The 12166-nt window shown below is 73.2% G+C and carries 14 protein-coding genes; 10 read left to right on the top strand and 4 right to left on the bottom strand.

The features are described 5' to 3' along the window. The 3 genes from AOK11_RS36300 to AOK11_RS36290 all read left to right on the top strand — a co-directional run. On the top strand, positions 1 to 837 hold an 837-nt coding region (locus AOK11_RS36300), incomplete at its 5' end, for an ABC transporter ATP-binding protein (RefSeq protein WP_055597891.1). Between the two features lie 127 nt (positions 838 to 964). Beyond that, the gene (locus AOK11_RS36295; RefSeq protein WP_055597893.1) at positions 965 to 1786 is read left to right on the top strand and encodes an ABC transporter permease; all 822 of its coding nucleotides are present in this window, start codon (positions 965 to 967) and stop codon (positions 1784 to 1786) included. Positions 1787 to 1854: 68 nt separating this feature from the next. Then, a complete protein-coding gene (locus tag AOK11_RS36290) occupies positions 1855 to 2619 on the top strand; it encodes a hypothetical protein (RefSeq protein ID WP_055597890.1) in 765 nt (254 codons plus the stop codon). 305 nt (positions 2620 to 2924) lie between these two features. Here AOK11_RS36290 and ybaK read toward each other — a convergent pair whose 3' ends face one another. The 4 genes from ybaK to AOK11_RS36270 form a co-directional block, all read right to left on the bottom strand. Next, the gene (gene ybaK, locus AOK11_RS36285) at positions 2925 to 3428 is read right to left on the bottom strand and encodes a Cys-tRNA(Pro) deacylase (RefSeq protein WP_055597889.1); all 504 of its coding nucleotides are present in this window, start codon (positions 3426 to 3428) and stop codon (positions 2925 to 2927) included. A 70-nt stretch (positions 3429 to 3498) separates the two neighbouring features. Beyond that, on the bottom strand, positions 3499 to 4239 hold the full coding sequence (locus AOK11_RS36280; protein WP_055597888.1) for an LON peptidase substrate-binding domain-containing protein: 741 nt from the start codon (positions 4237 to 4239) through the stop codon (positions 3499 to 3501). A gap of 11 nt (positions 4240 to 4250) precedes the next feature. Next, positions 4251 to 5312 carry a hypothetical protein gene (locus AOK11_RS36275; RefSeq protein ID WP_055597887.1) on the bottom strand — a complete coding sequence of 354 codons (1062 nt, stop codon included), beginning with the start codon at positions 5310 to 5312 and terminating at the stop codon, positions 4251 to 4253. 172 nt (positions 5313 to 5484) lie between these two features. Then, the gene (locus AOK11_RS36270) at positions 5485 to 7062 is read right to left on the bottom strand and encodes a hypothetical protein (protein ID WP_055597886.1); all 1578 of its coding nucleotides are present in this window, start codon (positions 7060 to 7062) and stop codon (positions 5485 to 5487) included. Positions 7063 to 7269: 207 nt separating this feature from the next. Between AOK11_RS36270 and hisD the strand changes: the two genes are divergently transcribed. The 7 genes from hisD to AOK11_RS36235 form a co-directional block, all read left to right on the top strand. Continuing rightward, positions 7270 to 8595 (top strand): histidinol dehydrogenase, encoded by a 1326-nt coding sequence (gene hisD, locus AOK11_RS36265; RefSeq protein WP_055597885.1) that lies wholly within the window; start codon positions 7270 to 7272, stop codon positions 8593 to 8595. Positions 8596 to 8618: 23 nt separating this feature from the next. Beyond that, a complete protein-coding gene (locus AOK11_RS36260; protein ID WP_055597892.1) occupies positions 8619 to 9758 on the top strand; it encodes a histidinol-phosphate transaminase in 1140 nt (379 codons plus the stop codon). After that, positions 9755 to 10348 carry an imidazoleglycerol-phosphate dehydratase HisB gene (gene hisB / locus AOK11_RS36255; RefSeq protein ID WP_055571490.1) on the top strand — a complete coding sequence of 198 codons (594 nt, stop codon included), beginning with the start codon at positions 9755 to 9757 and terminating at the stop codon, positions 10346 to 10348. Before AOK11_RS36260 ends, hisB begins: the two co-directional genes overlap by 4 nt. A gap of 2 nt (positions 10349 to 10350) precedes the next feature. Continuing rightward, positions 10351 to 10509, top strand: coding sequence for a hypothetical protein (locus AOK11_RS43680; RefSeq protein WP_055597884.1), 159 nt, complete (start codon positions 10351 to 10353; stop codon positions 10507 to 10509). A 2-nt stretch (positions 10510 to 10511) separates the two neighbouring features. Further along, positions 10512 to 11153, top strand: coding sequence for an imidazole glycerol phosphate synthase subunit HisH (hisH, locus tag AOK11_RS36245; protein ID WP_055597883.1), 642 nt, complete (start codon positions 10512 to 10514; stop codon positions 11151 to 11153). Between the two features lie 4 nt (positions 11154 to 11157). Continuing rightward, positions 11158 to 11883, top strand: a complete 726-nt coding sequence (priA, locus tag AOK11_RS36240; RefSeq protein ID WP_055597882.1) for a bifunctional 1-(5-phosphoribosyl)-5-((5-phosphoribosylamino)methylideneamino)imidazole-4-carboxamide isomerase/phosphoribosylanthranilate isomerase PriA — start codon at positions 11158 to 11160, stop codon at positions 11881 to 11883. After that, positions 11880 to 12166: Rid family hydrolase (locus AOK11_RS36235; protein ID WP_055597881.1), on the top strand; the 287-nt coding region annotated here is incomplete at its 3' end. The genes priA and AOK11_RS36235, both read left to right, overlap by 4 nt.

Here is a 12166-nt window from a genome sequence, read left to right as displayed (position 1 = left end):
CCGAACGGCGCCGGCAAGTCCACCCTCGTACGCCAGCTCACCGGACTGATGCGGCCCGACCGCGGCAGCGTCCGGATCCTCGGCCACGACATCGTGCGCCACCCCGAGCGGGCCGCGCGGATCCTCGCCTACCTCGGGCAGGAGTCCACCGCCCTCGACGAGCTGACCGTGTCGCTCGCCGTCGAGACCACCGCGCGGCTGCGCGGCCTCGACGCGAAGCGGGCGTGCGCGGAGCGGGACGACGTCCTCGACGAACTCGGGCTCACCCCGCTCGCCGCGCGCCCCCTGAAGAAGCTGTCCGGCGGCCAGCGCCGGCTGGCCTGCTTCGCCGCCTCGCTGGTCGGCGAGCGGCCTCTGCTGGTGCTCGACGAACCCACCGTCGGCATGGACCCGATCGCGCGGCGCGCCGTGTGGTCCGCCGTCGACCGGCGCCGGGCCGAGCAGGGCGCCACCGTGCTGCTGGTCACCCACAACGTCATCGAGGCCGAGACCGTGCTCGACCGGGTCGCCGTGCTCGACCGGGGCCGGGTGATCGCCTGCGACAGCCCGTCCGGGCTGAAGGAGCAGGTCGCGGGCGAGGTCCGGGTCGACCTGGTGTGGCGCGAGACGGCCCCCCTGCACGTGCCGGAGGTCGCCGCGCTCCAGGACCGCGCCGTCGAGTCCGGCCGCCGCTGGACGCTGCGGCTCGGGCCGGAGGAGGCCCGCGCCGTCGTCGCCACCGTCACCGGCGGCGCCGCCTTCGCCGCCCTGGACGACTTCACGCTCACCACGCCCACTCTGGAGGACGTGTACCTGGCGCTGGGCGGTGCCGTGCGGCAGGGGCTGGTGAAGGCATGAACAGCGGACCCCTGAGTGCACCGGGCGCCGTATCCGTACGGAACAGCGCCGTATCCGAACAGAACAGAACAGGACGACTGCCGGAGTGGATCCGGGCGAACCTCCGAGCGAAGGGGAGCAGCGCGACGTGAGTGTCGTACCCGCCGATGTCCTGCCGGGCGCCGTCCTGGCCGCGGAGGAGACCGCGCCGGAACCCGCCGTGCTCGGCCCCCGGGCGCGGCTGTGGCCCTCGCTGGCGGCCGTGTACCGGGCGCAGCTCTCCCGGGCGCGGGTGGCGCGGATCCCGCTGCTGTTCGTGGCGACCTTCCAGTCCGTCGGGATCATGATCCTGATGCGCGGGGTCGTGGACGGCGGCTCGGAGGCGCGGGCGGTGGTGGCCGGATCGGCCGTCCTGGTCGTCGCCTTCGTCGCGCTCAACCTGCTCGCGCAGTACTTCGGACAGCTGCGGGCCAGCGGCGGGCTCGACCACTACGCGACGCTGCCGGTGCCGCCGGCCGCGGTGGTGCTGGGCGTGGCCGGCGCCTACGCCTCGTTCACCGTCCCGGGGACCGTGGTGACGGCGGCCTTCGGATGCGTGCTGTTCGGGCTGCCGCTGACGCACCTGTGGGTGCTGGCCGCCGTGATCCCGCTGTCGGGTGCCGCGCTCGCCGGGCTGGGAGCCGCCCTGGGGCTGCTCGCGCCGCGGCCCGAGTTCGCCACGCTGCTCGGCCAGCTCGGCATGTCGGCGGCGCTGCTGCTGGGTGTGCTGCCGGCGGAGCGGATGCCGGAGGCGGTACGCGTCGTCCGGGACCTGCTGCCGTCGACGTACGGCGTCGAGGCCCTCGCGCGGACCTTCGCGCCGCATCCCGACTGGGCGCTGGTCCTCGGCGACCTCGCCGTGTGCGGGGTGGTCGGCGTGCTCTCGCTGGCCGTGGCGGCCTGGGCGTACCGCAGGGCCGCCGTCCGCTGATCCGTACGGTGTCCCGTCGGTGACCTGTCCGTGTCACGCCGCACAGCCGGGCCTGGCACGATGTCAGGGTGAGCGCACCTCTGACACCACCACCGTCTCCGCATGAGCACTCCCCGCAGGGCGGGTGGCAGTCACCGTCCGCCGGGCAGGTGGCCGCCGCCTCCGCCGACGGGTCCGCCCCGGCCGACGGGTCCGCCTCGGACGCCGCGGCCGGGCCTGTTCGGCACGGTGACCGGGCAGGCTACGGCTGGTACGAACAGGACGGCCCCGGGATGAAGACGGAACTGCGTGAGGCCGCGGTGACCGCGGTGGCGGTGGCGCTCGGCGGGGTGCTGCTCGGGGTGCTGTGGTGGTGGCTGGCGCCGCGGGTCCCGCTGGTGGGCGACGTCACGGGCGACAGCTGGGTCGTCTACCTCAAGGACACCGAGGGCGAGCAGGCCATCGGCGTGGACGGGACGTTCGTGCTGCTCGCGCTGGCGTTCGGCGCGGTGAGCGCGCTCGCCGTGTTCCTCGTGCGGCGGCACGGGGGTGTGCCGCTGGTGGTGGCGCTCGGGGTCGGCGGGCTGCTCGGATCGCTGCTGGCGTGGCGGCTCGGGGTGTGGCTCGGGCCCGCGCAGGACGTCATCGCCCAGGCGAGGGACGTCGGCAAGGGCGTGACGTTCGACGCGCCGCTGAAGCTGAGCGCCAAAGGGGCACTGCTGGCCTGGCCGTTCGCCGGGCTGGTCGTCCACCTGGGCCTGACCGCGCTGTTCGGCCCCCGCGACCCCGACCCCTACCCGCCGGCCGACCCGTACGTCCCGCAGCCGCCGCACGGCGGATTCTCGAAGCCGTAGGGCCTGCCCGCCGGGCAGGCCCTACGGCTCCGGTCCGGTGGGGGTGTCAGGCCGGGCGCCTGCCATGGTTCGCGCGGCCCTTCCTGGTACGCCACTTGCGTTTGCGCGTTCTCTTCGACATGCCTCTTCTGCTTAACCGAAAAGGCGGAGTCCGTCCAGGGTCTGTCCGGCGGGTCGGGCCGGAGGTGACCGACGGTATCCGTCCGGCCGGGGCGAGCGGAGGAGTCGGCGAGTGGCGACAACACGGCGGATGCGCGTGCCGGGCCCCGCGTCTTCGGCACGATCCGCCGGACGGACCCCAGGGTTCAGGCACGCCCGATCGGGGCGAGTACCGCCGAGGTCAGTTCGGCCAGGTCGGCGGGAGAGAGCTCGACCTCCAGACCGCGGCGGCCGGCCGAGACGCAGACCGTCTCGTGCAGGCCGGCCGAGTCGTCCAGCACCGTACGCAGCCGCTTGCGCTGGCCGAGGGGAGAGATGCCGCCCCGGACGTAGCCCGTGGTGCGTTCCGCCAGGGCGGGGTCGGCCATCGCGGCCCGTTTGCCGCCGACCGCCGCCGCCAGGCCCTTCAGGTCCAGCTGCCCCGCCACCGGGACCACCGCCACCGTCAGCGCGCCGTCGACGTCCGCCACCAGCGTCTTGAAGACCCGGTCGGGGGAGACACCCATCGCCTCGGCCGCCTCCTCGCCGTAGGACGGGTGGGCGGGGTCGTGGTCGTAGGAGTGGACCGTGAACGGCACCCCGGCCGCGGTGAGTGCCACCGTCGCGGGCGTGCCGCCCGACTGCTGCTGTTTCTTCGGTTTCTTCGCCATCCCGGCCCTGCTCCCGTCCCTGTGCCCGGTCCCGTTCCCGTCCCGCTCCGGGAAGTCGTACGGTCGTACGTCAGTTGAGGTGCGTCGGCCCGCGGGTCAGTTCCGCCGCCGGCAGCGACGGCAGATTGCGGATGATGGCCGTCTCCGCGCGAAGGAGTTTCAGCTCGTCGCGGAGCCGGGACGCCGTGTCCGGCGCCTGGAGCAGACGCTGCTTCGTCGGCGTGTCGAGCATCATCGCGGCGGCGACCAGATAGGACACGACCCCCGGCTCGTCCGGCAGTTCCGCGCCGGTCGCCAGCGACCGCTCCCGCGCCCCCGCCAGTCGCTTCTGGTACTGGCGGAACGCCCGCAGCACCCCCTCGGCGAGCGCCCCCGCCTCCTCGCCGGGCGCCTCGAGCACCGGCTCCAGCTCGGCCGTCAGGAACGGCCCGGAGGCGTCGACCGACAGCAGCCGCGCCCGCGTCGTCCCCGTCGCCAGCACCTCGAAGGTGCCGTCGGCCCGCTCCCGGATCGTCGCCGCGTCGGCCACACAGCCCACCTTGTGGAAGGACCGGAGCGGGTCGGTGCCGAAGCCCGCCGCGGGACCCAGCTCGGGTACGGCCGTCGGGTCCGGGATGCCGGGGGCGCTCGGGGCGACCTCGTGGCCGTCGCGGATCGTCACGACGGCGAACCGGCGCGGCTCGTCCTCCGGTGTCTTCAGAAGCTCGCGCATCATGGCGCGATAGCGCTCCTCGAAGATGTTCAGCGGAAGCACGAGCCCGGGGAACAGCACCGAGTTCAGGGGAAAGAGCGGGAGCCGGGCGGTGGTCACGACGTGAAAGCCTAATGGTCGCCGGACCGGGCCCGGCGGCCCCGTTCACTCCGTGGATGCCGGGAGCCCGCGGGGGAGGCCGCGGCGGGACCGGCGGCCACCGCCTCGTACAGGCCCCGGCGCACCTCCAGGAACCGGCCGAGGGGGTCCTCCGCTTCCCGGTCCCAGGGCGTGGAGGTGGCGTACGGGCCGGTGAGCCGCAGTTGCTCCAGGGCCTCCGGCCGGCGCTCCAGACGCAGCAGGACGTACGCCAGAAGGTTGCGCAGGCAGGCCGGCCGGGGGTGGGCCGCCGGAAGCCGGGCGGACAGGGCCAGAGCGCGGTCGGCCGCCGCGTCGAGCCGCTCGCGCGGCACCTCGGCGCCGCCCCCGTCGGTGAGGTAACCGAAGGCCGCCCGCAGCGGCAGGGCCTGGGTGAGCGAGCCGTCCGGCGCGTCCTGCGCGGCCTGGTCGGCGAAGTCGAAGCACTCGAGGTGCGCGCCGTGCCAGGAGGACGACAGGTAGCGCAGGGCCGCCACGTGGCAGCCGTAGTGGTGCGGGGCGCGGCGGACCGCGGCCTCCCACAGCTCCTGGAAGTACTGGTGCCCGGCCCGGGCGCCGCGGGCGTGGTCCAGGGCGAGCCGCCACGGCACCGGGTCGCGGTGGTCGGCCCGCGCGGCGGCCGTGATCAACGGGGTCACCTCGCGCAGCAGTTCGGCACGGGCCGGTGAGTCCCAGGCGCGGTGCACCGCCCGCTGGGCGTCCACGAGCAGCCCGTCGGGGCTGTGCGGGTCGTGGGCGCGCCAGGTGTCCAGCCACTCGGGGCGCGAACGGGCGAAGACGGCCAGCTGCCGCACATACCGGTCGCGGTGCTCCCACGCCCCGCGATGCCGGGTGGCGGCGAGCAGGCCGGCGGCGGGCGCGGGGTCGCCGGCCGCGGCCCCGACCAGGACCGGACCGAGCACCTCGTCGGGGGCGTCGAGCAGCACCTCGGCGTCCGCGGGCAGCACGAGGACGCCGGGCCGGGCGGCGCCCGACTTCTCTCGCACCCGGGACGCACGGGTGAACGTGTGCAGCAGAGCCATGGTGTCGACCATTGAAAGACCGCAGGTCACAGCGGCGCCAGACCCTTCACGGAAGTCGCGGAAGGTTGTACGCCGTTCGTTCAAGGCCGGGTAAAAAGGAGGCGAGCCCTCCGGGGCCGGAAAGGCACCCGTTGTCGCTGCTCAGACGCTGGGCGGAGGACGGTCAGGGGCCGGGACGGGCCGGTCAGCCGCGGCGCAGGGTCCGGGTCGCGCCCGCCGCCACCGTCGTGGCGAGAATCCAGCCGAGCAGGATGAAGGCGGCCGCGAGCCACTGCCAGCCGCCGCGCAGTTGCCAGAACCCCACCTGGCCCAGGTCGATCACCGGCAGCAGCAGGTCCAGGGCGAAGAGGGACGGGTCCCACGCCGGATGCTCGCCACTCTTGATCGGCGGATGGTACGCGTGCGCGAACGCCAGCGAACCGCCCGCCCACAGCACGGCCATCCACACCGCGGCCCGCCCCGGCCGGTAGCCGTAGGCGACCGTCCAGTCCTGCGCGTAGCCCCACAGCTTGGCCGCCAGGGGCAGGCCCTCGCGGCGCCGGCGCTGCTTGGCGAGCAGCACCTCGCGGGCGTCCTCCTCCTCGCCGCCCGCCCGCAGCACGGCGGCCAGCCGCTCGTACGGCTCCGGGGTGTACTCGGCGCTCGCCGCGGCCACCCACTCCAGCCGCTCCGCCAGCGGGAACGGCCCGCGCGGCACGAGGTTCTCGTAGGCGAAGCCGCCCATGTGCAGCCGGCCCGGCCCCGGCCAGCTGTCCGCCCGGTCCATCAGGTTGACCACCCGCGCCCCGGACAGCGCCACCCGCCCGCGGACCGGCCGCTCCCCGAGGAACCGGAGCTCCGGCGTCTGCACCCGGCGCAGCGAAAGCTCCTGATCGTCGGTCAGGGTGAACCGGGCCCGCTCGAAGTCGACCGCGTCGCCGAACCGCCCGTCGTCCAGCCGCACCCCGCCCTGGCACTCGAACCGCTGGATCCGTGTCCCGCGCGCCGGTGTCATCCCGCTCCGCGCCTGGGTGCCGACCCCGGCGGGCGTCAGGTACAGCGACCGCTCGACGGTCAGCTGCGGCGCGTTCAACGCGAGCCGGGCGGACGGGTTGACCAGCCGGGCCCCGCGCAGATTCACCGAGACGCCTATCGTCGCGCTGCGTAAGCTCAGCTCACCGTGCGACTCCAGGAGCTCGGCCTGGAGGTCCTGGCCGATCGTCATGCCGTCCGCGGCTATCGACCGGCCGCTGCGGTCGCGGTGCACGACCGCCTGGTTGAGCATCAGGTCCGTACCGATCCGGGCGTCGGTCAGCCGTATGCCCCTCAGGAACCGGCAGCGCGGCAGATGCAGATCGCCCTCGGTCTGCAGCCGGGCCGCCTCCAGCCGCGGCACCGAGCAGTCCACCAGCCGCACCGTCGTGAAGCGGGCCTCCGGCAGCAGCACGTCCCCCTCGAAACGGCAGTCGCGCATCTCCACGTACGGCATCACCGTGCCGCCCGCGAGGTCCAGCGCGCCGCTGATCAGCACCCCGGCCAGCTTCAGCGAGGAGACCCGGCCGGCCAGCGCGGGCGGGCCGTCCAGCAGGAGCCAGCACACGACCCGCGCCCGGACGGTCCGCTCGGGCCCCCACGGATGCCCTCCGTGCGGATCGTCGACGGCGGAGTCCCCGCTGCTCAGGTCGTACACACTGCCGTTGCGGAAGGCCTGCCACATGCCGGCCTCCGGCGCCGTCAGGTCGGCCGGCACCTCGCCGGGGCGTCGTCCCTCCCCCTCGGTCACGGTCCTCCCTCCTTCCCCAGGTACTCGTGGGTTCGTCACTTCGTACAACTCGTATGCGTACAACGGTTCATGCCCACCGGGTGACATGTCGAACACAGAAAGTAAGGAGGATCTTCCGGGTGTGCACAATGGGTTACCGGGAGGGCCGCGTATCAGCCATTGGAACGCTCGCACGGCGTCGGGGGCGGGTCTGAGAGAATTGAGCACGTGATCTCCCGAATCGATCTGCGCGGCGACACCCTCCCCGAGGGTCCCGCCCTGCGCGACCTGCTGCCCCGAGCCGACTTCGACGTCGCGGCCGCCCTCGAGAAGGTGCGGCCCATCTGCGAGGACGTGCACCATCGGGGCGACGCGGCGCTGATCGACTTCGCCGAACGGTTCGACGGCGTGCGTCTGGAATCCGTCCGGGTCCCGGCGCGGGCGCTCGCCGACGCGCTGGAGAAGCTGGACCCGGCCGTGCGCGCGGCCCTGGAGGAGTCCATCCGGCGCGCCCGGCTCGTGCACCGCGCCCAGCGCCGCGAGACCCACGTCACCCAGGTCGTCCCCGGCGGCACCGTCACCGAGAAGTGGGTGCCGGTCGACCGCGTGGGCCTGTACGCGCCCGGCGGACGGTCCGTGTACCCGTCCTCCGTGATCATGAACGTGGTCCCGGCCCAGGAGGCCGGCGTCGAGTCGATCGCCCTCGCCTCCCCGGCGCAGAAGGAGTTCGGCGGACTGCCGCACCCGACGATCCTCGCCGCGTGCGCCCTGCTCGGCGTCGACGAGGTGTACGCCGCGGGCGGCGCCACCGCCGTCGCCATGTTCGCGTACGGCACGGAGTCCTGCCCGCCCGCCCCCATGGTCACCGGCCCCGGCAACATCTGGGTCGCCGCCGCCAAGCGCTACTTCACCGGCCGCATCGGCATCGACGCCGAGGCGGGACCGACCGAGATCGCGATCCTCGCCGACGACACGGCCGACCCGGTCCACGTCGCCTCCGACCTGATCAGCCAGGCCGAGCACGACCCGCTGGCCGCCGCCGTCCTGGTCACCGACTCCGCCGGTCTCGCGGACGCCGTGGAGAAGGAGCTGGCCCCCCAGGTCGCCGCCTCCCGGCACGTCGAGGACCGGATCGCCCCCGCGCTCGCCGGCCGGCAGTCCGCGATCGTCCTGGTCGACGGCATCGAGGAGGGCCTGCGCGTGGTCGACGCCTACGGCGCCGAGCACCTGGAGATCCAGACCGCCGACGCCGCCGCGCTCGCCGGCCGGGTACGCAACGCCGGCGCGATCTTCGTCGGCCCCTGGTCCCCGGTCTCCCTGGGCGACTACGCGGCCGGCTCCAACCACGTCCTGCCCACCGGCGGCTGCGCCTGCCACTCCTCGGGCCTGTCCGTCCAGTCCTTCCTGCGCGGCATCCACATCGTCGACTACACCGAGGACGCGCTGGCCGACGTCGCGCACCACGTGGTCACGCTCGCCGAGGCGGAGGACCTGCCCGCGCACGGCGCGGCGATCAAGGCCCGGTTCGGCTGGAAGGTACCCGAGAGCAAGTGAACGCCATCAACGCCACCGACCCCGTGAACGTCACCATCGACGACCTCCCCGTACGCGACGAGCTGCGCGGCAAGTCCCCCTACGGCGCGCCCCAGCTGGACGTCCCGGTACGGCTGAACACCAACGAGAACCCCTACCCGCTGCCCGAACCGCTGGTCGAGCGGATCGCCGAGCGGGTCCGCCAGGCCGCCCGCCACCTCAACCGCTACCCCGACCGGGACGCGGTCGAGCTGCGCACCCGGCTGGCCGAATACCTGACGAAGACCGGCGGCCACCCCGTCGGCCCCGAGAACGTCTGGGCCGCCAACGGCTCCAACGAGGTCATCCAGCAACTGCTGCAGACCTTCGGCGGGCCCGGCCGCACGGCCATCGGCTTCGAGCCGTCGTACTCGATGCACGGACTCATCGCGCGCGGCACCGGCACCGAATGGGTCTCCGGCCCCCGGGACGAGGACTTCACCATCGGCCTGCCCGCCGCCGAGAAGGCGATCGCCGAGCACCGCCCGGACGTCGTCTTCGTCACCACCCCCAACAACCCCACCGGCACCGCGGTCCCCGCCGAGACCGTTCTCGCCCTGTACGAGGCCGCGCAGGCGGCCGGACCGTCGATGGTGGTCGTGGACGAGGCCTACATCGAGTTCAGCCACGGCGACTCCCTGCTGCCGCTGATCGAGGGCCGCCCGAACCTCGTCGTCTCCCGCACCATGTCGAAGGCGTTCGGCGCGGCAGGACTGCGCCTCGGCTACCTCGCGGCACACCCGGCCGTCGTGGACGCCGTGCAGCTCGTCCGCCTGCCCTACCACCTGTCCGCCGTCACCCAGGCGACCGCGCTGGCCGCCCTGGAACACACGGATACGCTGCTGAAGTACGTCGAACAGCTGAAGCGGGAACGGGACCGGCTGGTCACCGAACTGCGCGCCCTCGGCTACGACGTCACCGAGTCCGACGCGAACTTCGTCCAGTTCGGCACGTTCGCGGACTCCCACGTGGTCTGGCAGAAGATCCTCGACCGGGGCGTCCTGGTGCGGGACAACGGCGTACCGGGATGGCTGCGGGTCTCCGCGGGCACCCCGGCGGAGAACGACGCGTTCCTCGACGCGGTCGGTGAACTGGTCAGCTACGTGGGGGCCACCCCCACACCCCCGAAGGAGCAGAGCGCATGAGCCGCGTAGGACGCGTCCAGCGGACGACGAAGGAGACGTCGGTTCTCGTCGAGATCGACCTCGACGGCACCGGCAAGACGGAGATCTCCACCGGGGTCGGCTTCTACGACCACATGCTCGACCAGATCGGCCGGCACGGTCTGTTCGACCTGACCGTGAAGACCGAGGGCGATCTGCACATCGACTCGCACCACACCATCGAGGACACCGCCCTCGCCCTCGGCGCCGCCTTCAAGCAGGCCCTCGGCGACAAGGTGGGCATCTACCGCTTCGGCAACTGCACGGTTCCGCTGGACGAGTCCCTCGCCCAGGTCACCGTCGACCTGTCCGGCCGCCCCTACCTCGTGCACACCGAACCCGAGAAGATGGCGCCGATGATCGGCGAGTACGACACCACGATGACCCGGCACATCCTGGAGTCCTTCGTCGCCCAGGCCCAGGTCGCGCTGCACGTGCACGTGCCGTACGGGCGCAACGCGCACCACATCGTCGAGTGCCAGTTCAAGGCGCTGGCCCGGGCCCTGCGGTACGCGTCCGAGCGCGACCCCCGTGCGGCGGGCATCCTGCCCTCCACGAAGGGCGCCCTGTAGGCATGAACGGCCTGTCCACCGTACTGATCGTCGTCGGTCTGTTCCTCGTCGGCGGCGTCGTCTCGTTCAGCAAGCAGAAGCTGCCCAAGGGGGTGATCGCGGTGCTCGCCATCGGCGCCGCGATGTGCCTGACCGCGGGCGTCCTCCGGCTGGAGATGTGACCATGAGCGCCACCAAACGGGTCGTGGTCTTCGACTACGGCTTCGGCAACGTCCGCTCCGCCGAGCGGGCCCTCGCGCGCGCCGGCGCCGACGTGGAGATAACTCGCGACTTCGACATCGCCATGAACGCCGACGGGCTGCTGGTCCCCGGCGTCGGCGCCTTCGCGGCCTGCATGAAGGGCCTCAAGGAGGCGCGCGGCGACTGGATCATCGACCGCCGGCTGTCCGGCGGCCGGCCCGTCATGGGCATCTGCGTCGGCATGCAGATCCTGTTCTCCCGCGGCATCGAGCACGGCGTCGAGACCGAGGGCATGGACGAATGGCCCGGCTCGGTCGAGCCGCTGCAGGCCGACATCGTGCCCCACATGGGCTGGAACACCGTGGACGCGGCGACCGGGTCCGAACTCTTCGCCGGTCTGGACGCGGACGCCCGCTTCTACTTCGTGCACTCCTACGCCGTCCACGACTGGTCCCTCCAGGTGGACAACCCGGTGATGCGGGCACCCAAGGTCACCTGGTCCACCCACGGCGAACCGTTCGTCGCCGCCGTGGAGAACGGCGCCCTGTGGGCGACGCAGTTCCACCCCGAGAAGTCCGGCGACGCCGGATCCCAGCTCCTCACCAACTGGATCGGAACCCTGTAGCGACATGGCCAAGCTCGAACTCCTCCCCGCCGTCGACGTCCGCGACGGCCAGGCCGTCCGCCTCGTGCACGGCGAGTCCGGCACCGAGACCTCCTACGGCTCCCCGCTGGAGGCCGCGCTCGCCTGGCAGCGCTCGGGCGCCGAGTGGCTGCACCTGGTGGACCTGGACGCCGCGTTCGGCACCGGCGACAACCGCGCGCTGATCGCCGAGGTCGCAGGTGCCATGGACATCAAGGTGGAGCTGTCCGGCGGCATCCGTGACAACGACACGCTCGCCGCGGCCCTGGCCACCGGCTGCACGCGCGTCAACCTCGGCACCGCCGCCCTGGAGACCCCCGAATGGGTCGCCGAGGTCATCGCCGAGCACGGCGACAAGATCGCCGTCGGCCTCGACGTACGCGGCACCACCCTGCGCGGCCGCGGCTGGACCCGCGACGGCGGCGACCTCTACGAGACGCTGGGGCGTCTCGACAAGGAGGGCTGCGCGCGGTACGTCGTCACCGACATCGCCAAGGACGGCACCCTCCAGGGCCCCAACCTGGAACTGCTGAAGAACGTCTGCGCCGTCACCGACCGCCCCGTGGTCGCCTCCGGCGGCGTGTCCTCGCTCGACGACCTGCGGGCCATCGCCGAGCTCGTCCCGCTCGGCGTCGAGGGCTCCATCGTCGGGAAGGCCCTGTACGCGAAGGCGTTCACCCTGGAAGAGGCCCTGGAGGCTGTGTCCCGATGACATCCGAAGCCGTACGGCGCGTGCGGGGCGACAGCCCTTGGGAGGAGTCCTTCGGGTCCGCACGCGCCGTGGCGGCGGGCGACCGGGTCCTGGTGGCCGGCACGACCGCGTTCAAGGGCGACGTCCTGTACGGGGAGGGCGACCCGTACGAACAGGCCAGGGCCGCCTTCGGCAGCGCCCTGGAGGCGATCGCCGAGTTCGGGCTCGGCGTCGACTCCGTGATCCGCACGCGCGTGTACCTCGCGCACTCGCGGGACATCGACGCGGCCGGCCGCGCCCACAG

Source organism: Streptomyces hirsutus (genome assembly GCF_001418415.1).
Taxonomy (GTDB): Bacteria; Actinomycetota; Actinomycetes; order Streptomycetales; family Streptomycetaceae; genus Streptomyces; species Streptomyces hirsutus.
The sequence above is the reverse complement of the archived record's forward strand: the minus strand, read 5'-3'. Positions and strand labels throughout refer to the sequence as shown.

Bases quoted from the DNA above. Each gene is read 5' to 3' on its own strand.
- ybaK (WP_055597889.1), bottom strand. From the start codon at position 3,428: ATGGCGAAGAAACCGAAGAAACAGCAGCAGTCGGGCGGCACGCCCGCG.
- AOK11_RS43680 (WP_055597884.1), top strand. From the start codon at position 10,351: ATGAACGGCCTGTCCACCGTACTGATCGTCGTCGGTCTGTTCCTCGTC.
- hisB (WP_055571490.1), top strand. From the start codon at position 9,755: ATGAGCCGCGTAGGACGCGTCCAGCGGACGACGAAGGAGACGTCGGTT.
- hisH (WP_055597883.1), top strand. From the start codon at position 10,512: ATGAGCGCCACCAAACGGGTCGTGGTCTTCGACTACGGCTTCGGCAAC.
- priA (WP_055597882.1), top strand. From the start codon at position 11,158: ATGGCCAAGCTCGAACTCCTCCCCGCCGTCGACGTCCGCGACGGCCAG.
- AOK11_RS36275 (WP_055597887.1), bottom strand. From the start codon at position 5,312: ATGGTCGACACCATGGCTCTGCTGCACACGTTCACCCGTGCGTCCCGG.